The organism is Streptomyces sp. NBC_00377 (genome assembly GCF_036075115.1).
Taxonomy (GTDB): Bacteria; Actinomycetota; Actinomycetes; order Streptomycetales; family Streptomycetaceae; genus Streptomyces.
Genome location: NZ_CP107958.1, coordinates 3,511,472 through 3,531,949 on the forward strand (window position 1 = coordinate 3,511,472; position 20,478 = coordinate 3,531,949).

The following is a 20,478-nucleotide window of genomic DNA, read 5'->3' on the forward strand; positions in this document are numbered from 1 at the left end:
TCCGCGAGGCGGCCGGGGGTCCTTTTGTCCCCTCGCTTCGCGGAGCCGCCCGCCGCACACTTGACCAAGGAAAGCTGTGACCGCCGGAGGGGGACGGACATGCGGGACGGCCATAGGGCGGACGCGGAGCGGGTGTTGGCGCGGGCCGTGGAGGAGGAGGTACGGCGGTCCGGCGGCCGCAGCGACCGGCAGGTGCTGATGACGCGGGCCCGCGGCGCACTGGACGCCATGGCGCAGACCGCCGCCGAGGAGTACGAGGCGTACGCGCGTGCCCTGGAGGAGTCGGAGGCCCGGCAGGTCAGTTTCGGGCAGCGGTACGCGCGTGAGGGCGGCCGGACTCCCCTGCTGGTGGCGGGTGTCGCCGCCGTCACGGCGGCGGTCGCCGACCTCGCGCTGGGCACCGGGCCGGGTACCGCTCTCGGTGCCGGGGTGACCGTCGGGGTGGTCGGCGCCGCGGCGACCGTCGTGAAGGTGGCGGGCTCCCATCTGCCGGCCGCGCATCACCGGGCCGGCGAGGCCGGGCAGCCCGGGGGCGCCGAACAACTGCGGTTGCAGTGGCTCACCGCGCTGGAAGTGCGGGGCATCCGGCCGTTCCTGGATCAGCAGCGCATGCTGAGCGCGACGACCGGGCCGAAGAAGGCGCCGGGACCGCAACTGCGCGGCACGGACAAGAGCGCGGCCGCACGCGGACGGACGGTCCTCGCCCAGTCGTTCACCCAACTCCCGCAACCGGTCGACCCGTTCGCCGGGCGCCGGACGGAACTCGCGCAGATCCGCCAGTGGGTGCAGGCCGCCCGGGCCAGTACCCAGACCCGGCCGACGGTCGTCGTACTGCACGGCCCGCCGGGCAGCGGCCGGACCGCGCTCGCGGTGCGGGCCGCGCACGATCTGCGCGACCAGTTCCGCGGCGCCTGTGTGGTGGACCTGCGCGGCGACAGCGCGCGGGAGGCGCCGCTGCCCACCCGGGACGCCCTGCTGCACCTGCTGAACCGGCTCGGCGCACCTCGCGAGCAGCTCCTCTTCCGTGAACGCTCCTCCCCGGACCAGCAGGTCAAGCGGCTGAGCGAGCTCTACCAGCACCATCTGAGCGGCCTGCCGGTCACGGTCGTCCTGGACGACGCCTCCGACCCCGAACAGGTCCGCGCGCTCGTCCCGGAACGCTCCGACAGCCTGGTCCTCGTCACCGCCCGGACCCCACCGGCGCTGCCGGCCGAGCTGTCCGCGTGGGTGCACGAACTGGCGGTGCGCCCCCTGGACTCGGCGGGCGCGGAGGAACTGCTGGGCGCGGCCGCCCAGGACGCCTCGGGTCCCTACGACGCCGAATCCGCCGACCGCATCACGCAGTTGTGCGGCGGACTGCCGCTGGCGCTGCGTGTCGTCGGCTCCTCGCTGGGCCCGCGCTCACCGCGCGCGCTGGCGGCCGACCTCGGGGCGTACGGTCCGGTGGAGCCTGTCGAGCGCGCCCTGTGGCTGCGCTACACCGACCAGCCGGACGCGGCACGCCGTCTGCTGCGCCGGCTGGCGCTGGCCGGGCACGCCTCGCTGGGAGCGGCCGCGGCGGCCGCGCTCCTGGCCACGGACCGCACGGAGGCGGCCCGCCATCTCACGGCCCTCGCCGGCGCCGGCCTGGTCGACCACGTCCGCGGCGACCGCTACCGGCTGCACGACCTGGTCCGCGCCTTCGCGCAGGCCCGGCTCCTCGACGAGGAGGAGCAGACCGAGCGGTCGGCCGCCCAGGAACGCCTGATCGTCAGCTACGCCGAGCTCGCCGACTCCGTGCTGCGGCTGGTCGACGGCAACATGTCGACCCGCTCGGACCGCTTCACCCCGCACGGCTTCACTTCCCTGGACGAGGCGCTGCGCTGGCTGGACGACGAGTCCAGCTTCATCACGGCGACACTGCGGCACGCGGACGGCGTGGACCAGAACGCCGTACTGAGCCTGCTGGGCGCCCTGTGCGACTACTGCCTGCTGCGCGGCGACCTCTACCGGCTCGGTGAGATCAGCGAGCTGGCCCAGTCGGTCGGCCAGGACCTGCTGGTCCGGTCCGTGCAGTGGCGTACGGGTATCGCGGCCCGTCAGCTCGGCGAGCTCGACAAGGCCCGTACGACGCTCAGCTCGGTCGTCGACCTCTACCTCCAGGCCCATCACGACGCGGGGGCGGCGCGTGCCCTGTGCTCGCTGGGCATCACCCTGCACCACCAGGGGCAGCTCACGGAGGCGTCGGCGAAGCTTCGGGAGGCGATGGACCTCCAGGCCGCGCCCGAGCTGGCCACCGACCGGGCCTGGACGATGCACGCGCTCGCGGCGGTGGAGCGGGACAGGGCGCATCTGGCCGAGGCCCTCGACCTGCTCACCCGCTCCCTGGTCCTGCACCGCGAGGGCGGCTCCGTGCACGGCGAGGCCTGGGCGCACTTCCAGCTCGGCCAGCTGAACCTGCGCCGCGGCGACGTCCCGCGGGCGGAGGCCGATCTGCGCAGAGCCCTCGACCTCTACGGCCGCACCCGCGACGCCCGCGGCGAGGCCTGGGCGCTGACCCAGCTGGCCCGGGCCCGCCTCATCGGCGGGGACCCCGCCCCGGCGGCCGAGGACCTGCGCCGGGCGTCTGCCCGGCACCGGGACAACGAGGACGCGCGCGGCGAGGCCTGGACGGTCTACTACCTGGGCCTGGCCCTGGAGGAGACGGGCGACCTGGACCAGGCCGTCCGCGAACTGGAACGCTCCCGCTCCCTCTTCTCCCGCATACGTGACGTCTACGGCCTCGCCTGCGCCCGGCACCACTCGGCCCGGGTGACCCGCGACCAGCGCGCCGCCCAGACCGGCTCGCTGCGCAACTCCGGGTTCGCCCGGCAGCTCCTGGTCGACGCCCGCGCCGACTTCCAGCGCATCGGCGTCGCCCACGGCGAGGCCTGGACCTGCCTGGAGCTCGCGATCGTCGACGCGGGCAACGCCCGTAGCCAGGCGGCCCTCGCCCTGTGCGAGGAGGCGGCGGGTCTGTTCGCGTCGTACGGCGACCGGCGCGGCGAGGACTGGGCACGCTTCCTGCGCTGCACCCTGCTGCCGTACGCCGCCCCGGGCGGTGTCGAGGTCGGCACGGTGGTGGCCCAGGAGGAGCTGGCCCGGCTGGGCGACGAGGCCCACCCGCTGCGGGACGCGCGGCTGAGCGAGTGCCTGGAGGCCTACGGCCTGCTGCTGGAGCGGGGCATCCGCCTGGAGTCCGGCTGGCAGGCCTGGCGTCTGGGCCTGGTACCGGGCAGACACGGGCGCGAGGTCATGGGGGTGGCGGTGGACGCCGGGTAGACAGACGGCACACGAAGGGGGCGCCGGAGGTGCGGGCGGTTCACCCGCGCCCGCCCGCATCCTCGCGCCGGCGCCCTCACAGCCCGCCGTCACCCGCCCGCAGCGCCCCTCACACCCCTGCGCCGCCCGTCACACGCCCGTGCCGCCGGGCGCGCGCCTCACGACGTCGACGAGGGCTTCCCCGTCGGCGTCGCGGAGGTCGGCGCTGCCGGGGCGGCGGACGTCGTCACCCCGTCGGCGGAGGTTCGCTCCGCGTCCGCTGGCTCCTTGAAGTCGACCTTGCCCATGTGCTTGCTCATGGACTTCATCAGGCCCCACACCGCCACCGCCATCGCCGCGAAGACGATGAAGCCGAGGACGCCGGGGGTGACCTTGTTCTCGTCGACCTCCTTGGCCAGGGGGACGAGGTGCGTCATTGCCAGGCTCACGCTTGCGCTCATGTCAGGCATTGTCGCGGATGCCCGCAAAGAGGTCGGCCTCGGGGAGGGAGGTATCGACGCGGGACTTCGCGAGCTCGTACTCCTCCGTGGGCCAGACCTCCTTCTGGATCTCCATCGGCACCCGGAACCAGCCGCCGTCGGGGTCGATCTGCGTGGCGTGGGCGATCAGCGCCTTGTCGCGGATCTCGTAGAAGTCGGCGCACGGGACGTGCGTGGTGAGCGTGCGCTCCTTCTGGCCGAACTCCTCCCACCGCTTGAGCCACTCCCCGTAGGGGGACTCCAGGCCGCGGTCGAGCATCGCGTGGTGCAGCGCCTCGGTGCGGGGCCGGTTGAAGCCCTGGTTGTAGTACAGCTTCAGCGGCCGGTAGGCGGGCCCGAACTCGCCCTCGGGGTACTTCTCGGTGTCGTCCGCGCCCTCGAAGGCCACCATCGAGATCTTGTGGGTCATGATGTGGTCGGGGTGGGGGTAGCCGCCGTTCTCGTCATAGGTGGTGATCACCTGGGGACGGAAGGTGCGGATCTGCTTCACCAGCTCGCCGGCCGCCTTGTCGACGTCCTCGAGGGCGAAGCAGCCCTCGGGCAGCGGCGGCAGGGGGTCGCCCTCGGGCAGACCCGAGTCGATGAATCCGAGCCACTCCTGCCTGATGCCGAGGATCTCGCGGGCCTCGTCCATCTCCTTCTTGCGTACCTCGTGGATGTGCTCCTCGATGTACTTGTCGCCCTGAAGCTTGGGATTGAGGATGGAGCCGCGTTCCCCGCCCGTGCAGGTCACCACCAGCACGTCCACCCCCTCGGACACGTACTTCGCCATGGTGGCCGCGCCCTTGCTCGACTCGTCGTCGGGGTGCGCGTGAACGGCCATCAGTCGCAGCTGGTCAGTCAAGACTCAATCCTCGGTAAGTCGGCGCCCGGTGTGAACCGGCGCGATCGCAGGCTTCTATAGTGACCGAATCGGGGGGCGAATAATTCCGCGCCGGGAGGACGATCATGAGTACGGCGAGCACGCGACTGCCCGAGGGCCGCTACGGCCGTTCCTCGGACGAGCGCGCCGACCGCAAACTCAAGATCGCCGGCGCCGTGCTCGGCGCGTTCCTGCTCGCGCTGATCGGCTACTTCGCCTACCACTACGTCGGCCAGAACAAGATCAGTGCCGAGGTGATCACCTTCAAGGCGACCTCGGACGAGGCGGTGGAGCTCCATCTGGAGGTCCGCAAGGACTCCGGTGCGAGCGGCTACTGCACGGTGCGCTCACAGGCGGCCGACGGCGCCGAGGTGGGCCGGGCGGACTTCCGCTTCTCCGGTTCACACACGCGGATCGACCGGACGGTCACGCTCCGTACGACGGCGAAGGGCACGACGGCGGAGCTGCTCGGCTGTCACGCCGACTGACGGCGGGGCCGCCCGAGCGCAGGGGCATCCTCCGCAATACGTAGGGGCTGACCTGCGGCGACGTAATTCTCATGGCTTATGTCCTCCCCCTTCGGCCGCTGAATTGTTAGGCTCGTGGTTTCGCCCATCACCTGAGGAACATGCTTCTGGTAGGGCGATGCTTTGTATTTCCCAGTACCGACGAGGAGCACCTGTGACCCAGACCAGCGAGTCCGTCACCTGGCTGACCCAGGAGGCGTACAACAAGCTCAAGGTCGAGCTTGAGTACCTTACTGGTCCTGCGCGCACGGAGATCGCCGCCAAGATCGCGGCCGCGCGCGAGGAGGGGGACCTGCGTGAGAACGGTGGGTACCACGCGGCCAAGGAGGAGCAGGGCAAGCAGGAGCTCCGTGTGCGCCAGCTGACCCAGCTTCTCGACAACGCCAAGGTCGGCGAGGCCCCGGCTTCCACGGACGGCGCGGTGGCGCCCGGCATGGTCGTGACGATCGCCTTCGACGGTGACGAGGACGACACCACGACGTTCCTCCTCGCCTCGCGCGAGTACGCGAGCTCCGACATCGAGACCTACTCGCCTCAGTCCCCGCTCGGCACCGGCGTGATCGGCCACAAGGTCGGCGAGGACGCGGAGTACGAGCTGCCCAACGGCAAGAAGGCCTCCGTGCGCATCCTCAAGGCCGAGCCCTACAGCGGCTGACCGGCCACCGTCCGTCGCCCTTGCTGTGCCGAAGCCCCCGGCGCCCACCCGCCGGGGGCTTCGTCATGCCCGGGCTGCGTTGCTCCCGATCCCGGGGACGATCACGCCGTTGCCGAGCGGTACTTGCGGACCGCCAGCGTCCGGAAGATCACGACGATCAGGATCGAGTAGATGAGCGAGGCCCAGACCGGGTGCTGCATGGGCCAGGCGTCGGACGACGACTGACCGGGGTTGGCGAAGAGCACCCGGCACGCCTGGACGGTGGCGCTGAACGGGTTCCACTCGGCGATGTGACGCAGCCAGGGCGTCATGTTGCTGGTGTCCACGAAGGCGTTGGAGATGAAGGTCACCGGGAAGAGCCAGATCAGTCCGCCGGAGGTGGCTGCCTCAGGAGTGCGGACGCTCAGGCCGATCAGAGCGCCGATCCAGGTGAACGCGTAGCCGAGCAGGAGCAGCAGCCCGAAGGCGGCCAGCACCCGGGCGGCGTTGGTGTCACCGTAGGAGCCCACCCGCCAGCCGACCAGGACGGCGACCACCGCGAGGACCAGCAGCGTGAGCGCCGTCTGCACGAGGTCGGCGAGGGTACGGCCGGTGAGCACCGCGCCGCGCGCCATGGGCAGGGAGCGGAAGCGGTCGATGAGGCCCTTGTGCATGTCGTCGGCGATGCCCGCGCCGGCGCCTGCGGTGGCGAAGGTGACGGTCTGCGCGAAGATGCCCGCCATCAGGAAGTTCGTGTAGGCGGTGGCGCTCGTACTGCCGCCGATCTTCATGGACCCGCCGAAGACGTAGGTGAACAGCACCACGAACATGATCGGCTGGATGAGCCCGAAAATGACCATCTCCGGGATGCGGGACATCCGGATCAGGTTGCGCTTGGCGATGACCAGCGAGTCGCGGACGGACTGTCCGAGGGGATGTGCGGGCTTGGGCGCCGGGCCGCGTACGGCGTCGGTGACGGCACTCATTTGACGGTCTCCCTCTCGGTCTGTCCGGTCTGGCCGTTGCGTCGGTTCTCTTCGTTCTCCTCGGCCTCGCGCTCGGCCACGTGCCCGGTGAGGGACAGGAAGACGTCGTCGAGGGTGGGGCGGCGCAGGCCGATGTCGTCGATCTCGATGCCCCGGGTGTCGAGCTCGCGGATGACCTCGGCGAGGAGCTTGGCGCCGCCGGTGACGGGCACGGTGAGCTTGCGCGTGTGCTGCTCGACCGTGGTCTCGCCCTTGCCGAACCCGGTCAGTACCTCGACGGCGGTGGCGATGTGGTCGCGTTCGTGCACCACGACCTCCACGCGCTCGCCGCCGGTGCGGGCCTTGAGCTCGTCGGAGGTGCCGCGGGCGATGACCCGGCCGTGGTCGACGACCGCGATGTCGTGCGCGAGATGGTCGGCCTCTTCGAGGTACTGGGTGGTGAGCAGCAGCGTCGTGCCGCCGGAGACCAGTCGCTTGATCACTTCCCACAGCATCTGGCGGTTGCGCGGGTCGAGGCCGGTCGTCGGCTCGTCCATGAACATCACGGGCGGCGAGACGACCAGCGCCGCGGCCAGGTCGAGCCGGCGGCGCATGCCTCCGGAGTAGGTCTTGGCGGTGCGGTCGGCGGCGTCCGCGAGGTCGAACTGCTCGAGGAGTTCGACGGCCCGGGCCTTCGCCGCGCCGGACTTCATCTGGTAGAGCCGGCCCACCATCTGGAGGTTCTCGCGGCCGGTGAGGTATTCGTCGACCGCCGCGAACTGGCCGGACAGGCCGATCGAACGGCGCACCTCGTTGGGGTGCTTGAGCACGTCGAGGCCGGCGACGACGGCCCGGCCGCGGTCGGGGCGCAGGAGTGTGGTCAGGCAGCGGACCGTGGTGGTCTTGCCCGCGCCGTTCGGTCCGAGCAGGCCCAGCACGGTGCCCTCCGGGACGTCCAGGTCCACGCCGTCCAGAGCCTTTACGTCACCGAAGGTCTTCACCAGGCCTTCGGCGTAGATGGCACCTGGCATATCAGTCTCCACGTCGTTGAGGATTCTTCGGAAAGCCTAGGTTCGTGCTTGTTCGTTCCGCCCGGTCGGACATGGGGGGACGGCGTGACACACACCATAACGCGATGTATCGCGTCTCACAACGGTGTTTCTCGAACGAGTGACGCAGGGACCCCCGACCTCGGAACGGGGCCCCCGAAGCTCCCCGCCGACCTCAGTCGATGACGGTGTAACCGGCGTCGCGCAGGGCTCGGCCGACCTCGGCGCAGTGCGCCGGTCCCTTCGTCTCCAGGTGCAGTTCGACCTCCGCCTCGGTCAGCCCGAGCCGGGGGTCGGTCCGCAGATGGCTCACGTCCAAGACGTTAGCGTCCACCACTGACAACGCCCCCAGAAGTGTGGCGAGAGCGCCCGGCCGGTCCGTCAGCCGCAGGCGTACGGCCAGGTAGCGGCCCTGCGCCGCCATTCCGTGCCGCAGGACGCGCTCCATCAGCACCGGGTCCACGTTGCCGCCGGACAGCACGGCGACGACCGGGCCCTCGAAGGCGCCGGGCGCGCTGAGCAGAGCGGCCACCGGGCTCGCCCCCGCCGGCTCGACGACCAGCTTGGCCCGCTCCAGGCACAGCAGCAGCGCCGCGGCCAGCTCGTCCTCCGTCACCGTGCGCACCTCGTCCACCAGGTCGCCGACGAGGGAGAACGGCACATCGCCCGGGCGGCCCACCTTGATGCCGTCGGCCATCGTGACCGGGTTGCTGATCGCCACCGGGCGCCCGGCCGCCAGCGAGGGCGGGTACGCCGCCGCCCCCGCCGCCTGCACCCCGACGATCCGCACGTCCGGCCGCAGCGCCTTCACCGCGACCGCGATACCCGCCGCCAGCCCGCCGCCGCCGATCCCGACGACGATCGTGCGCACCTCGGGGCACTGCTCCAGGATCTCCAGACCGACCGTGCCCTGCCCCGCGATGATGTCGGGGTGGTCGAAGGGGTGGATGAACACCGCCCCCGTCGCGGCCGCGTACTCCTGCGCCGCGGCCAGCGTCTCGTCGACCACCTGACCGTGCAGGCGCACCTCGGCGCCGTACTCACGGGTGGCGCTGATCTTGGGGAGCGGGGCGCCCTGGGGCATGAACACCGTGGAACGCACACCCAGCACCGTCGAGGCCAGCGCCACGCCCTGCGCGTGGTTGCCCGCGCTCGCCGCCACGACCCCGGCGGCCCGCTCCTCGGGCAGCAGCCCGGCGATCCGCACGTACGCCCCGCGCAGCTTGAACGAACCCGTCCGCTGGAGGTTCTCGCACTTGAAGTGCACCGGCGCCCCGACCAGCTGGGACAGGTGTCTGCTGCCCTCCATCGCTGTCGTCCGCGCCACGCCCGACAGCATCTTCTGGGCTCCTCGCACATCGTCGAGAGTGACGGGACGCAAGGAGTCAGCCGTGCGGTAGCTCATGACACCAGCATCGCAGTTCACAGGCGGGAAGGGCCGCTGTGACCAACCTCCGAGACCGGTTTCCCCAGCGCCGGTACGACCCGCCTTCCGGCCGCGTACTCTGTCCCCCATTCCAGCAGCCCCTTCATGAAGTGAGCCTCCGGCCATGCCCACAACGCCTGAAATGTCGATGGACATGACGACCGTCGGTGACAGCGGTCTCCTCGACACGCTGCAACACGAGGTCGCGGTGTTCGCCCGCCGTGCCGAACAGACCCGGCTCGGCGGCGTGGGGCAGGTGCGCAACTCCATGGACCGCGCCGCGTACCTGCTGCTCAACCGCCTCGACAAGGAAGGCCCGATGGGCGTCAAGGCTCTCGCCGCGAGCATGGGCATCGACTCGTCGACCGTCACCCGGCAGGTGGCTCCGCTGGTCGACACCGGCCTGGTCAAGCGGACCTCGCACCCCGAGGACGGCCGGGCCGTGGTGCTCCAGCTGTCGCCGCGCGGACAGGCCCGTCTGGAGGAAGTGCGGTCCTCCAGACGTCAGTTGATGGCCGAGCTGACGGAGGACTGGGCGCCGGAGGAGCGCGACGCGTTCTGCACGCTCCTGACCCGCTTCAACACCGCGCTGTCCTCCCGGATGGGGGCCCAGGGCGTTCCAGGCGCGGAGCCGTCCTCGGCCGCTTCCTGAACCAGGGGCACGCGCGTCCACGGCGATGCACGCACGCGCGCGTAGTCGTGCGCCGGGTACTTCGCGGCGGGCACGGCGACTTCTCGACGGGCGTGGGGGCGGCTTCCCCGCGGGCATACGCAGGGGCTTCGCTGCGGGCGTACGTGGCGACTTCGCTGCGGGCGTGCGCGGCTCTTGACCGAAACACCGCGCCTGGCCTCATATGAGACCGGGGCGTATGGCCCTCCAGGGGGACGCCGTCAGGCGGGAGGCTCGGTGTGCGAGAGAGGCGTGCGGCCCAGGAAACCCGCCGGGCACGGGAGTTCGAGGCGTTCGTCGCCGGTGCGGGCGGGCGGCTGCTGCACGCCGCCACCCTGCTCACGGCCGAGGACGCGGACGCCAACCCGCGCGCGCGGCGCCTGCTGACGCTCGCCCTCGCGCACACGTACGCGTGCTGGGACCGGCTGCACGGCGAGGACCCGTACAACCGGGCCCGCGAATATCTGGCCACCCGCTTCGCGCACGGCGCCTGGCACCACTACGGCGCCCTGCCGCTCGGCCGTGCGCGGCCGCACGCCGCCGTCGGCCCGCTGGCGGGGCTCAGCCCTCACGAACGCCTCGTGCTGGTGCTGCGGCTCTACGAGGGCGTCGCCGAGGAACAGGTGGCGGCCCTGCTCGGTCTGCCCACGGAACGCGTCCGCACGGTCTGCGACCGGGCCACGGCGACGCTTCTGCATCCGCCGCGCGGCCCGGCGCCCGCGGTGGCCCGGGCGAAGGCGGCGGCCTCGTGAACCGGCCCGAGCGGGAGGCGGCCGTACGCCGGATCATGGAGCGGACGGCGCCCCACGTGCCGGCCGAGCTGCACGCCGACGTCGTACGCCGGGGCGGGCGCATGCTGCGCCGCCGGACGATCGCCCGGCGGGTGCTGTGGCTGCTGCTGTGCGCCGCCACGCTCACGTTCGTGGTCTGGGCGCTGGTGGCCCAGCCCTGGGTGGAGCCGCCGTCACAGACGACTCCACCGGTCACCGGCTGGTGACCTCCGTCGGAGGCCGGCCGTCGGAGGCCGGCCGTCGGAGGCCGGCCGTCGACTGTCTAGCCGAGAGCCTGCTGAAGGTCCTCGAGGAGGTCGTCGATGTTCTCGATGCCGACGGAGAGCCGGACGAGGTCGCCGGGAACCTCCAGCGCCGAGCCGACCACGGACGCGTGCGTCATGCGACCCGGGTGCTCGATGAGGGACTCGACGCCGCCCAGCGACTCACCGAGGGTGAACACCTTGGCGCGGTTGCACACCTCGACGGCCGCTTCCTCGCCGCCGGCGACCCGGAAGGAGATCATGCCGCCGAAGGCCCTCATCTGCTTGGCCGCGACCTCGTGACCGGGGTGCTCCGGCAGACCCGGGTACAGCACGCTCGTCACCCGCGCGTGCCGGGTCAGCATGTCGGCGACCTTGGTGGCGTTCTCGCTGTGCCGGTCCATGCGCACCGACAGCGTCTTGGTGCCGCGCAGCACCAGCCAGGAGTCGAAGGGCCCGGCGACCGCGCCCATCGCGTTCTGGTGGTAGGCCAGTTCCTCGCCCAGCTCCGCGTCACCCGTGATCAGCGCGCCGCCGACGACGTCCGAGTGGCCGCCCATGTACTTGGTCAGGGAGTGCACCACGACGTCCGCGCCGAGCGCCAGGGGCTGCTGGAGGTACGGCGTCGCGAAGGTGTTGTCGACGACGAGGCGGGCGCCCGCCTCCCGGGCGACCTGGGCGACGGCGGCGATGTCGGTGATGCCGAGCAGCGGGTTGGACGGGGTCTCCACCCACACCGCCTTGGTCTTCGGGGTGATCGCGGCCCGTACGGCGGCGGGATCGCTGGTGTCGGCGACGGACCACTCCACCCCCCAGCGGGCGACGACCTTGGCGAAGAGCCGGAACGTGCCGCCGTAGGCGTCGTTCGGGATGACCACGTGGTCGCCGGGGCTGAGCAGCGTACGCAACAGGCAGTCCTCGGCCGCCAGTCCGGAAGCGAACGCGAGACCTCGGCGACCGCCCTCGAGGGCGGCGAGGTTCTCCTCCAGGGCGGTCCTGGTCGGGTTGGCGCTGCGGCTGTACTCGTAGCCGCCGCGCAGACCGCCGACGCCGTCCTGCTTGTAGGTCGAGACCTGGTAGATCGGCGGGACGACCGCGCCGGTGAGGGGATCGGCGGTGTTGCCCGCGTGGATCGCGAGGGTCTCGAAGTGCTGACTGATGTGCCTGTCGCTCATGGGGACCGAGCGTAGTCCGCTCGCGGGCGTGGTGCGGGACGGCGGGAGCGCGCGGGCGCGGGCGGACGTGCCTCCCGGAGGTTTTCCACAGGTGCGGGGGCGGGTTCGCCATTTGCCGGCGCGGTCTGGTTCGCTTGTGGCATGGAGATTCTGTTCGTCCTGATGGCGCTGCTCATGGTCGGCTTCGTGCTGCTGCCGTTCCTTCGGCGCAGGCGCGGCATGGTCGAGCAGGTCCCGGCGGGCCACCCGGACGCCGCGGACCCGGCGACCTACGGGTTCGTGCGCACGGAGGAACTGGACATCCGTATGCCCGGCCCCGACCAGGACCTGCTGGACGTCCTGGACGTGGTGCAGCACACGCAGGACTACCGGGCCGCGCAGCAGCTGCTGGCCGGCACGGAGACGGAGGGCGAGCTGCGCTGGCAGCGCGTGCAGGCCTTCGCGGGCGCGGCCGCGCTGGAGCTCCAGCAGCGGCCGGGCGGGGTCGGCGAGACGCCGGGCGGGCAGTGGCTGCGGGTGTGGCGCGCAGAGGCGCCGAAGGACGCGGGCGGTGCGGCCGTGCACGCCGAGTTCCTGGTGCAGCAGGCATGGCGGACGTCGACCCGGGGCACGGACGAGTTCCGGATCATCATGGAAGAGGCCAGGGACGCCTGCGGTCAGGCGGCGCTCCTGTCCCCCGGCGACCCCGTCCCCTACATCGTCGAGTTGTCGGTGGCCCGCGGCCTCCAGTACTCGCAGACGGAGTTCGAGCGGCTCTGGCTGGAGATCCTGGACCGCGCCCCGGCGCACATGGGCGCGCATCTGGCGGCCCTGCACTACTGGTGCGAGAAGTGGCACGGCACGCGCGAACTGGCGTACTCGTTCGCGGAGGCGGCGGCGGCGAGAGCCCCCCGGGGCTCCCTCCTCGCGGCCATGCCCCTGTTCGCGGTCTTCGAGCACCTCCCCGAGGTGAACCTGGTCAGCACCTTCTACCAGAGCGAGGTCGTGACCAAGGCGATGCACGGGGCGCTGTTCGCGGTGCACGCGGCCCGGCCCGACGACCCGATGCTGGCGCACGTCCGTCACCTGCTGATCTTCTTCCTGGTGCGCTCCGAGCGCTGGTCGGAGGCGATGAACCAGCTCATCCACGTGGACGGTCATGTGGGCGCCCTCCCGTGGACCCTCTCCCCCGACCCGGCCGGCGAGTTCGCGGTCTACCGCGCGCTGGCCGTCGCCGGCTACGAGGCGAACGGCGGCAGCCCGGCGACCCTGCCGCACTGACGCCGGAGAGCCCAGGGAGGCCGGCAGGACCCGGGAGCCCGGCAGGACCCGGAATGCACCGAACCCGGCGCCGGTTGTCATGCGCGGACCCCGATTCGCGGACCCCGATCCTCTGGAGACCGCATGTTCCCGCACAGCCGCACGCCCCAGCTGCCGACGCCCGAGCAGGCTCTGGAGGGCCGTCCGAGGCCGGTGTACTCCGTGCCCGACCGCCACACCGTCCTCGGCACGCCGCTCCTCGGCCCCTACCCGGAGGGCCTCGAGGTCGCCGACTTCGGCCTGGGCTGCTTCTGGGGAGCGGAGCGCCGGTTCTGGCAGCTCCCGGAAGGCGTGTGGACGACCCTGGTCGGCTACCAGGGCGGCCACACCGAGCACCCCACCTACGAGGAGGTCTGCTCGGGCCTCACCGCCCACACGGAGGTCGTCCGCGTGGTCTTCGACCCGAGGGTGATCTCCTACGCGAGCCTGCTGAGGACGTTCTGGGAGTCCCACGACCCCACCCAGGGCTTCCGCCAGGGCAACGACGTGGGCAGCCAGTACCGTTCCGCGATCTACACCCACTCCCCGGCCCAGGCGACGACGGCCGACGCCTCCCGCGTGTCCTACCAGCAACGCCTCACAGCCTCGGGCCACGCCGGCATCACCACGCAGATCCTCCCGGCACGCGACAACCCGTTCTACGCGGCCGAGGGCTACCACCAGCAGTACCTCTCCGACGCCAAGAACCCGAACGGGTACTGCGGGCTGGGCGGGACGGGGGTCCGCATGGTCGACCCGTACGAGACGCACCGGGGTGCGTCATGCCCGACGGGCCTCACGTCGGCGCCGACGGGCGACTGACCCCGAGCGGGGTGTCTCCGGCGTATTCGGGAGCGGTCCGGCTTCGGGAGCCGCTGTGAGCGGTGATGCCCACGGGGTCCATGTGGCCGTTGCCCGGGTACCCGTAGGGTGCATCCGTGACTGCCATAGTGAGTTCCACGAGAGCCCGCGCCGCGCTCCGCACGTCGGCGCGTGCCTCCGCGGAGTTGCTGCTCATATTCCTGATGCTCGCGGTGACCTTGTGGATCCTGGGCCGGATGTGGTCGGTCGTCTGGCCGCTCGTGGTCGGACTGCTCATGACCACGCTGACCTGGCCGCCGACCCGTTTCCTGCGGCGCCGCGGATGGAGACCCGCTCTCGCCGCATCGGTCGTGACCGTGCTGTTCCTCCTGATCGCCCTGGGCGTCGTCGCGTTGATCGCGGTGCCGGTGGCATCCCAGTCCGGTGATCTGACCGACGGAGTGGTCGAGGGCATCCAGAAGGTGCGCGAGTGGGCCGCCGGGCCGCCGTTGAACATCAGTGACGCCCAGATCGACAAGGCGTTCGACAGCGCGGTGGCCCGCGCGCAGGACGGGCTCGGCAGCATGGTCGGCGCTGTCGTCACCGGAGTGAACACCGTGCTGAACGGCCTGGTGACGGCCGTCCTGGCCCTCTTCCTGATGTTCTTCTTCCTCAAGGACGGCCCTCGGTTCCTGCCGTGGCTCGCGCGTCAGCTGCCCGGTCGGCTCGCCACCGACGTCCCGGTGGTGGCCGCGCGCAGCTGGGACACCCTGGGAGCGTTCGTGCGTTCCCAGGCGGCTGTCGGGCTGCTCGACGCGGTCCTGATCGGCCTGGGCCTGTGGGTGGTGGGGGTGCCGCTGGTCCTTCCGCTGGCGGTGCTGACCTTCGTCTCCGCGTTCGTGCCGATCATCGGTGCCCTGTTCGCGGGGTTCGTCGCGGTTCTCATCGCGCTGGTCTCCAACGGCCTGACGGACGCGCTGATCGTGCTGGCGATCATCGTGGTGGTGCAGCAGCTCGAGGGCAACGTGTTCCAGCCCATGATCCAGAGCCGTGGGCTCGGCCTCCACGCGGCGGTGGTCCTGCTGGCGGTGACGCTGGGCGGCAGTCTGGCCGGCATCGTGGGCAGTCTGCTCGCGGTGCCGATCGCCGCGCTGATCGCGGTGGTCTGGGACCACGTCCGCGAGCAGCTCCGGGAACCGCCCCGTCCGGGGACCGACGAGCCGGAGTCCGCAGCCGTCCCGTCCTAGGACCTGGGATTCCTGCTTCCCGGGACGCGGGTCTCCTGTTCGGTGACCGTCCGGGTCACCGGACGGTGAAGTCGGTCGCCTCCGTGTTCAGGGTCGTGGTGCCGTCCTGCGCGGTGGCCAGGACCGCGATGTGCCAGACACCCCGCGGGGACGACTCGGCATCGGAACTGGTCACCGCGATGGTGTAGGTGCAGCGCGAGGTGTCCTCACCGGAGGGCTTGCAGACGGCCGACTCCACCTCGGCCATGTCCTCGGCGGTCAGCCCCTTCTCGGCGAAGGGCGAGCTCTCCGGCCACGCCAGCACCTTGACGCGCTTCACGCCGGAGGCGGCCGTGACATCGGTGACGAAGGTCAGCGACCCGTCACGGTCGCCGTCGGGAGCGGTGTAGCGGGCGGCGTTGTGCGCCAGTGCCGGGGAGCGGCCCTCGGCGTGGGCGAGAGCGAAGGCACCGGCGCCACCGAGGAGGACGACACCGGCGGCGACGGACAGGGCGATACGTCGGGACATGGGATTCTCCGTGATTTGTCGGCTGGACCGGGCCGGCGCTCGTCGACCGCGCCGCTGCGCCGATACTCGCCGCGCGAGGCCCCGCCGGGCATGAGCACGTCTACTCATCCCCCTGTGAGTAAGCCTTCCGATCGCGCCCCTCGCCACGGCGTGCCGGGCCGACCCGGCGGCCGGTGCGCGCGGTGCGCCACCTGCCGCCGGGAGACGGGTCACCAGTCGTGCACGGTCCCGTCCAGCAGCCTGTTGACCGGCAGGTATGCCGCCTCGTAGGGGAAGCGTTCCGCTGCCTCGGTGTCGAGTTCGACTCCCAGGCCCGGGTTGTCGGACGGGTGCAGCAGGCCGTCCTCGAACCGGAACGAGGTACGGAAGACCTCCAGCGTCCGCTCGGAGTGCTGCATGTACTCCTGGATGCCGAAGTTGTGGACGGCCAGGTCCAGATGGAGCGCCGCGGCCATGCCCACCGGGGAGATGTCGGTCGGGCCGTGCATCCCTGACCTGACGCCGTAGACGTCCGCGAGATCGAGCAGCTTCTTCATGGCGGTGACACCACCGGTGTGGGTGACGGCGGACCGCACGTAGTCGATCAGCCGCTCGCTCAGCAACGTGGTGTAGTCGTAGACCGAGTTGAAGACCTCGCCGATCGCCAGCGGCGTCGTCGTGTGCTGCCGGATCAGGCGGAGCGCCGCCTGGTCCTCCGCGGGCGTCGCGTCCTCCAGCCAGAACAGGTCGTACGGTTCCAGCGCCTTGCCCAGCTGAGCGGCCTGGATCGGCGTCATCCGGTGGTGTCCGTCGTGCAGCAAGGGCAGTTCGGGGCCGAACTCCGCCCGGACGGCCTCGAAGACGGACGGCATGTGCCGCAGGTACGCACGGGTGTCCCAGGTCTCCACCGCCGGGAGGGGCCGCCCGCCGGCGGCGGCCCGGCGCGCGGGCTCGTAGTCGTAGCGGTCCCCGCCCCGCGCGCCCGAGGCGGCGACCCCGTACACCGAGTCCAGGCCCGGTATCCCGCTCTGCACACGGATGGCGCGGTAGCCCAGCTCCAGATGCGCCCGCACGGAGTCGAGCAGTTCGGGCACATCGCGTCCCGAGGCGTGCCCGTAGGCGAGGGCCCCGCGGCGGGACGCGCCGCCGAGGAGTTGGTACAGGGGCATCCCGGCGCACTTGGCCTTGATGTCCCACAGCGCCGTGTCGACCGCCGCGACGGCCGCCATGGTGACGGGGCCGCGCCGCCAGTAGGCGCCCCGGTAGAGGTACTGCCAGGTGTCCTCGATGCGCGAGGCGTCGGCTCCGAGGAGCAGGGGGACGACGTGGCTGTCCAGATAGGACCGGACGGCCAGCTCCCGGCCGTTCAGCGTGGCGTCGCCGAGGCCGGTCACGCCGTCCTCGGTGGTGATGCGCAGGGTGACGAAGTTCCGTCCCGGGCTGGTGACGATCACCTCGGCGGACACGATCCGCATGGCGAGGTCCCCTCTCATCCGTCGGTTCGAACGGTCCGGTCTGTCGGTAAGTCAGGTCCGCGTCCGCGTGGAGCGTCTCAGCGGCCGCGTGTGCGTCGGGCCAGCTCGGTCTGGACCTCGGCGACGATGCGTTCGACGGGCAGGGTCGCGTCGACCGTCATGCCGGCCTCGTCCTCCTCGAGCGGTTCGAGGTCCTCGAACTGCGAGGAGACCAGCGAGGCCGGCATGAAGTGCGACCGCCGGCCGGACACACGGGCGGTGGCCTCGTCCCGGCCGAGTTCCAGGTGTACGAAGAAGGCGTCGGGACGGGCCACCCGGAGCATCTCGCGGTAGATGCGTTTGAGAGCCGAGCAGGTGATGACCAGCCCCTCCTCCGAGCCCGCCGCGCGCATGCGGCCCGCGACAGCCGCGAGCCAGGGGCTGCGGCTGCGGTCGTCGAGACGCTCGCCGTTCTCCATCGACTCCACGTTGCGCCGGGGATGGAAGCGGTCCCCCTCCTCGAAGGGCACCCTCAGCGACTCCGCCAGGTACTGGCCCGCAGTGGACTTGCCGCACCCGGTCACCCCCATGACGACGACGGGGGCGCGCCGGGCCCGGACCAACGCGGCCATGGCGTCCTTGAAACCGTCCCGGTGGGCGGTCGGCAGACCGTTCGCGTTGAACTCGTCGAGCCCTGCCCGCAGATGGTCGAGCACCACGGGATCCTGGAGCCGTCCGCCGCGGATCTCGGCGAGGATGGACTCCGCGAAGGCCTCCGCGGCCGTCGGCAGTCCTTGGTCGACGGCGTAGGCCAGCCCCATGTGCAGCCACATGGCGATCGGCAGCGGCCGCGTCGGATAGCTCTGTACGGTGTCGGCGCCGACGACGGCGCGTGCCGGAGTGACCCTCACATCCTGGTGACCGCCCGCCCAGTCACGGTCGATCCGGTGGTTCAGCGCCATGACGACCGGGTGGGAAAGCCGCAGGAACAGCTCGTTGCGCGAGCCGGCCAGCAGGGTGCGGTGGAAGGCTGCGTCGACGTCCCGGAAGCGCTGCCGGATCGGCGCACCCTCGCGGGGGCGGTCGAAGTCCGGCTCCTCGCTCAGGGTGAGCAGGGTGCGGGCGTGGCTGGTCAGATCGTGGCATACCTCCGCGGACCTGCTCAGCGCCGCGAGCCTGGCCGCCCGGGGCTCGATCACCTCCCGCAGCTCGGTGAGCGACCGCATCTGGCTGTCGGGGGCCACCTCGAGTCGCCACGCGATCACTTCGGGGTCCAGCAGGTCCCACCGTTCCAGCGCCTGAACGGTGGCTCCGATCCGCGGCTGGAGCTTGACGAGGCCCTTCTGGTGCAGGGTGTGCAGCGCCTCGCGCGCCATGGGCCGGGTGATCCCGAACTCGTGCATGACGGCGTCCACGGTCAGATGCCGGTCGCGCGGTTTTCCCCCCTCCACGATCTGGCAGCCCAGTAGCTCCACCACATGGGCGGTGGAGCCTCGTAGCGCCTCCTCGGAATCCACACGAGGCTCTGATGCGGGACCAGTCATGGTCGGAATGCTAGGTCACAGGGCTCCTGTGGTCAGCCGTCCGTTCGGGGCGGACAGAAGTGCAGGCAGCAAAGAGGGCCGCACGGGCGCACAACGGGGCGCGCAACCACCCACTGCCACCCGCGAGTGCGCCTACCGAGGCGTTGATACCTCATCAGAAGCCTTCTCTGATACCGCTCATACGCTTACCGTGGTCACTCATTCGAGAGGGTTCCGGTAGTGCCGACACCGGCCCGGGTCAGTTCCGTCCGACGCCATCCGACCCGGTGTCAGCGCGCGCGGCAGCCGGCTCAGGGCTGCCTCACCCCGTCCCGTACAGCCGACGCAACCGACGCAACCGCCAGGAGTGCCGTATGTCCGAACCGTCCTCACCCCCGCCACCGTCCCAGCCTCAGCCGCAGCCCCCGCCTCTTGCACCGGCACCGGCACCGGCCCCGTCACCTCCGGAGCGGCTGTCCCTGCGCTGGGCCCTCATCCTGTTGGCCGCGGTCGTGGCGGGGCTGCTCGCGGGGCTGCTGACCTACGCCCAGTCGGGCAACTGGCCCGGGTCCCTCATGGCGGCGCTCGGCGCGAGCGGCGCGGCGCTGGTGGGGCTCCCGCTGCTGCTCTGAGGCGAGGCGGCGATCGCGCAGCACCTTGCCGGGGCCTCTTCCCAGCACCCTTGTCCAGGGCCTCTCGTCGAGCGGAGGCGCCCGGTCGCAGCCTCCCGGTTCCTGTGCGAGCCTGAATCCAAGATCAGGAAGCCGCCTGGCCGCCGGCCCGTCCGGGCGAGGGCACAGACGGTGGCCGCCGAGCGGGGGGCGCCCCCGAGAGGAGCTGATCCACATGAATCCGGTCGCCGCGTCGCCCGTGCGTATCGAGGCGTTTCTCGACCCCCGGTTGTCCAGATGGCTGTGGCTGGTGAAGTGGCTCCTCGCCGTCCCGCACTACATCGTGCTGTTCTTCCTGTGGATCGCGTTCTTCTTCGTGACCGTCGTGGCGTTCTTCGCCATCCTGTTCACCGGCCGCTATCCCCGGGCCCTCTTCGACTTCAGCGTCGGTGTGCTGCGCTGGAACTGGCGGGTCGGCTACTACGCCCACACCGCGCTCGGCACCGACCGGTACCCGCCGTTCACCCTCGCCGAAGTGGCCGACTACCCGGCCCATTTCGACGTGGCCTATCCGGAGCGCCTGTCCCGGGGGCTGGTCCTGGTGAAGTGGTGGCTGCTGGCCATTCCGCAGTACATCGTGGTGGAGATGTACGTCGGCGGCTGGGGATGGGGCGAGACCGACCACTGGTACAGCGGCGGCCTGGTCTTCTTCCTCTCGTTCGTCGCCGTGATCATCCTGGCGTTCACCGGCCGCTACCCGGTCCACCTCTTCGACTTCCTCCTCGGGTTGGCCCGCTGGGTCGCCCGGGTGGCCGCCTACGCGGCGCTGATGACCGACGCGTACCCGCCGTTCCGCCTCGACATGGGCGCGCAGGCCACCCCGCCCCCGCTGACGAAGACCTAGCCGGCCGGGGCCTGGGCACGCGGCTCCGGTCCGTGGTGGCCGGCCGGCGCCGA

20 protein-coding genes are annotated in these 20,478 nt (G+C 71.4%); 11 read left to right on the forward strand and 9 right to left on the reverse strand.

Annotated features, from left to right (window positions below; all coding sequences use genetic code 11):
• Positions 1–99: 99 nt before the first annotated feature.
• Positions 100–3,300, forward strand: a complete 3,201-nt coding sequence (locus OHS71_RS15690) for a tetratricopeptide repeat protein (protein WP_328480005.1) — start codon at positions 100–102, stop codon at positions 3,298–3,300.
• A gap of 158 nt (positions 3,301–3,458) precedes the next feature.
• Here the strand turns inward: OHS71_RS15690 and OHS71_RS15695 are convergent, their stop codons facing one another.
• Positions 3,459–3,749, reverse strand: a complete 291-nt coding sequence (locus OHS71_RS15695; protein ID WP_328480006.1) for a hypothetical protein — start codon at positions 3,747–3,749, stop codon at positions 3,459–3,461.
• Entirely contained in the window at positions 3,742–4,602 is an 861-nt protein-coding gene (mca, locus tag OHS71_RS15700; RefSeq protein WP_328484526.1) for a mycothiol conjugate amidase Mca, read from the reverse strand. Before mca ends, OHS71_RS15695 begins: the two co-directional genes overlap by 8 nt.
• Before the next feature lie 125 nt (positions 4,603–4,727).
• Between mca and OHS71_RS15705 the strand changes: the two genes are divergently transcribed.
• Together OHS71_RS15705 and greA are read left to right on the forward strand one after the other, a co-directional pair.
• Positions 4,728–5,129: a DUF4307 domain-containing protein gene (locus tag OHS71_RS15705; protein WP_328480007.1), complete on the forward strand. Its 402-nt coding sequence runs from the start codon at positions 4,728–4,730 to the stop codon at positions 5,127–5,129.
• Positions 5,130–5,322: 193 nt separating this feature from the next.
• On the forward strand, positions 5,323–5,823 hold the full coding sequence (gene greA / locus OHS71_RS15710; RefSeq protein ID WP_328480008.1) for a transcription elongation factor GreA: 501 nt from the start codon (positions 5,323–5,325) through the stop codon (positions 5,821–5,823).
• A 101-nt stretch (positions 5,824–5,924) separates the two neighbouring features.
• Here greA and OHS71_RS15715 read toward each other — a convergent pair whose 3' ends face one another.
• The 3 genes from OHS71_RS15715 to ilvA form a co-directional block, all read right to left on the reverse strand.
• A complete protein-coding gene (locus tag OHS71_RS15715; RefSeq protein ID WP_328480009.1) occupies positions 5,925–6,788 on the reverse strand; it encodes an ABC transporter permease in 864 nt (287 codons plus the stop codon).
• Complete coding sequence (locus OHS71_RS15720) at positions 6,785–7,798, reverse strand: ATP-binding cassette domain-containing protein (protein WP_328480010.1); 1,014 nt, start codon at positions 7,796–7,798, stop codon at positions 6,785–6,787. Before OHS71_RS15720 ends, OHS71_RS15715 begins: the two co-directional genes overlap by 4 nt.
• A 193-nt stretch (positions 7,799–7,991) precedes the next feature.
• Complete coding sequence (gene ilvA, locus OHS71_RS15725) at positions 7,992–9,221, reverse strand: threonine ammonia-lyase (protein WP_328480011.1); 1,230 nt, start codon at positions 9,219–9,221, stop codon at positions 7,992–7,994.
• Positions 9,222–9,384: 163 nt separating this feature from the next.
• Here ilvA and OHS71_RS15730 point away from each other — a divergent pair, with 163 nt between their 5' ends.
• The 3 genes from OHS71_RS15730 to OHS71_RS15740 all read left to right on the forward strand — a co-directional run bounded on the left by OHS71_RS15730 (position 9,385) and on the right by OHS71_RS15740 (position 10,909).
• Entirely contained in the window at positions 9,385–9,894 is a 510-nt protein-coding gene (locus OHS71_RS15730) for a MarR family winged helix-turn-helix transcriptional regulator (protein WP_328484527.1), read from the forward strand.
• A gap of 257 nt (positions 9,895–10,151) precedes the next feature.
• On the forward strand, positions 10,152–10,664 hold the full coding sequence (locus OHS71_RS15735; protein WP_328480012.1) for a sigma factor-like helix-turn-helix DNA-binding protein: 513 nt from the start codon (positions 10,152–10,154) through the stop codon (positions 10,662–10,664).
• Positions 10,661–10,909, forward strand: a complete 249-nt coding sequence (locus OHS71_RS15740; RefSeq protein ID WP_328480013.1) for a hypothetical protein — start codon at positions 10,661–10,663, stop codon at positions 10,907–10,909. Before OHS71_RS15735 ends, OHS71_RS15740 begins: the two co-directional genes overlap by 4 nt.
• A gap of 56 nt (positions 10,910–10,965) precedes the next feature.
• Here OHS71_RS15740 and OHS71_RS15745 read toward each other — a convergent pair whose 3' ends face one another.
• Positions 10,966–12,120: a cystathionine gamma-synthase gene (locus OHS71_RS15745; RefSeq protein ID WP_328480014.1), complete on the reverse strand. Its 1,155-nt coding sequence runs from the start codon at positions 12,118–12,120 to the stop codon at positions 10,966–10,968.
• 141 nt (positions 12,121–12,261) lie between these two features.
• On the opposite strand from OHS71_RS15745, the gene OHS71_RS15750 reads away from it, so the two are divergent.
• The 3 genes from OHS71_RS15750 (at position 12,262) to OHS71_RS15760 (ending at position 15,446) form a co-directional block, all read left to right on the forward strand.
• Complete coding sequence (locus tag OHS71_RS15750; RefSeq protein WP_328480015.1) at positions 12,262–13,380, forward strand: hypothetical protein; 1,119 nt, start codon at positions 12,262–12,264, stop codon at positions 13,378–13,380.
• A 123-nt stretch (positions 13,381–13,503) separates the two neighbouring features.
• Positions 13,504–14,220 (forward strand): peptide-methionine (S)-S-oxide reductase MsrA, encoded by a 717-nt coding sequence (gene msrA / locus OHS71_RS15755; RefSeq protein WP_328480016.1) that lies wholly within the window; start codon positions 13,504–13,506, stop codon positions 14,218–14,220.
• A gap of 128 nt (positions 14,221–14,348) precedes the next feature.
• Positions 14,349–15,446: an AI-2E family transporter gene (locus OHS71_RS15760; protein ID WP_443047166.1), complete on the forward strand. Its 1,098-nt coding sequence runs from the start codon at positions 14,349–14,351 to the stop codon at positions 15,444–15,446.
• 55 nt (positions 15,447–15,501) lie between these two features.
• On the opposite strand, the gene OHS71_RS15765 is transcribed toward OHS71_RS15760, so the two are convergent.
• From OHS71_RS15765 to OHS71_RS15775, 3 genes are all read right to left on the reverse strand, one after another.
• Positions 15,502–15,954 (reverse strand): DUF5707 domain-containing protein, encoded by a 453-nt coding sequence (locus OHS71_RS15765; protein ID WP_328480018.1) that lies wholly within the window; start codon positions 15,952–15,954, stop codon positions 15,502–15,504.
• Positions 15,955–16,163: 209 nt separating this feature from the next.
• Positions 16,164–17,408, reverse strand: a complete 1,245-nt coding sequence (manD, locus tag OHS71_RS15770; RefSeq protein ID WP_328480019.1) for a D-mannonate dehydratase ManD — start codon at positions 17,406–17,408, stop codon at positions 16,164–16,166.
• Positions 17,409–17,485: 77 nt separating this feature from the next.
• A complete protein-coding gene (locus OHS71_RS15775) occupies positions 17,486–18,931 on the reverse strand; it encodes a gluconokinase, GntK/IdnK-type (protein ID WP_328480020.1) in 1,446 nt (481 codons plus the stop codon).
• 353 nt (positions 18,932–19,284) lie between these two features.
• On the opposite strand from OHS71_RS15775, the gene OHS71_RS15780 reads away from it, so the two are divergent.
• Positions 19,285–19,542, forward strand: a complete 258-nt coding sequence (locus tag OHS71_RS15780; protein ID WP_328480021.1) for a hypothetical protein — start codon at positions 19,285–19,287, stop codon at positions 19,540–19,542.
• 214 nt (positions 19,543–19,756) lie between these two features.
• Entirely contained in the window at positions 19,757–20,425 is a 669-nt protein-coding gene (locus OHS71_RS15785) for a DUF4389 domain-containing protein (RefSeq protein ID WP_328480022.1), read from the forward strand.
• Positions 20,426–20,478: the final 53 nt, after the last annotated feature.

Excerpts from the sequence above, each read along its gene's own strand:
- ilvA (WP_328480011.1), bottom strand. The coding sequence starts at position 9,221 with ATGAGCTACCGCACGGCTGACTCCTTGCGTCCCGTCACTCTCGACGAT.
- OHS71_RS15695 (WP_328480006.1), bottom strand. The coding sequence starts at position 3,749 with ATGCCTGACATGAGCGCAAGCGTGAGCCTGGCAATGACGCACCTCGTC.
- OHS71_RS15705 (WP_328480007.1), top strand. The coding sequence starts at position 4,728 with ATGAGTACGGCGAGCACGCGACTGCCCGAGGGCCGCTACGGCCGTTCC.
- OHS71_RS15715 (WP_328480009.1), bottom strand. The coding sequence starts at position 6,788 with ATGAGTGCCGTCACCGACGCCGTACGCGGCCCGGCGCCCAAGCCCGCA.
- OHS71_RS15765 (WP_328480018.1), bottom strand. The coding sequence starts at position 15,954 with ATGTCCCGACGTATCGCCCTGTCCGTCGCCGCCGGTGTCGTCCTCCTC.
- msrA (WP_328480016.1), top strand. The coding sequence starts at position 13,504 with ATGTTCCCGCACAGCCGCACGCCCCAGCTGCCGACGCCCGAGCAGGCT.
- OHS71_RS15775 (WP_328480020.1), bottom strand. The coding sequence starts at position 18,931 with ATGACTGGTCCCGCATCAGAGCCTCGTGTGGATTCCGAGGAGGCGCTA.
- OHS71_RS15785 (WP_328480022.1), top strand. The coding sequence starts at position 19,757 with ATGAATCCGGTCGCCGCGTCGCCCGTGCGTATCGAGGCGTTTCTCGAC.
- mca (WP_328484526.1), bottom strand. The coding sequence starts at position 4,602 with ATGGCCGTTCACGCGCACCCCGACGACGAGTCGAGCAAGGGCGCGGCC.
- OHS71_RS15690 (WP_328480005.1), top strand. The coding sequence starts at position 100 with ATGCGGGACGGCCATAGGGCGGACGCGGAGCGGGTGTTGGCGCGGGCC.
- OHS71_RS15730 (WP_328484527.1), top strand. The coding sequence starts at position 9,385 with ATGTCGATGGACATGACGACCGTCGGTGACAGCGGTCTCCTCGACACG.
- OHS71_RS15720 (WP_328480010.1), bottom strand. The coding sequence starts at position 7,798 with ATGCCAGGTGCCATCTACGCCGAAGGCCTGGTGAAGACCTTCGGTGAC.
- OHS71_RS15780 (WP_328480021.1), top strand. The coding sequence starts at position 19,285 with ATGTCCGAACCGTCCTCACCCCCGCCACCGTCCCAGCCTCAGCCGCAG.
- OHS71_RS15750 (WP_328480015.1), top strand. The coding sequence starts at position 12,262 with ATGGAGATTCTGTTCGTCCTGATGGCGCTGCTCATGGTCGGCTTCGTG.
- manD (WP_328480019.1), bottom strand. The coding sequence starts at position 17,408 with ATGCGGATCGTGTCCGCCGAGGTGATCGTCACCAGCCCGGGACGGAAC.
- OHS71_RS15745 (WP_328480014.1), bottom strand. The coding sequence starts at position 12,120 with ATGAGCGACAGGCACATCAGTCAGCACTTCGAGACCCTCGCGATCCAC.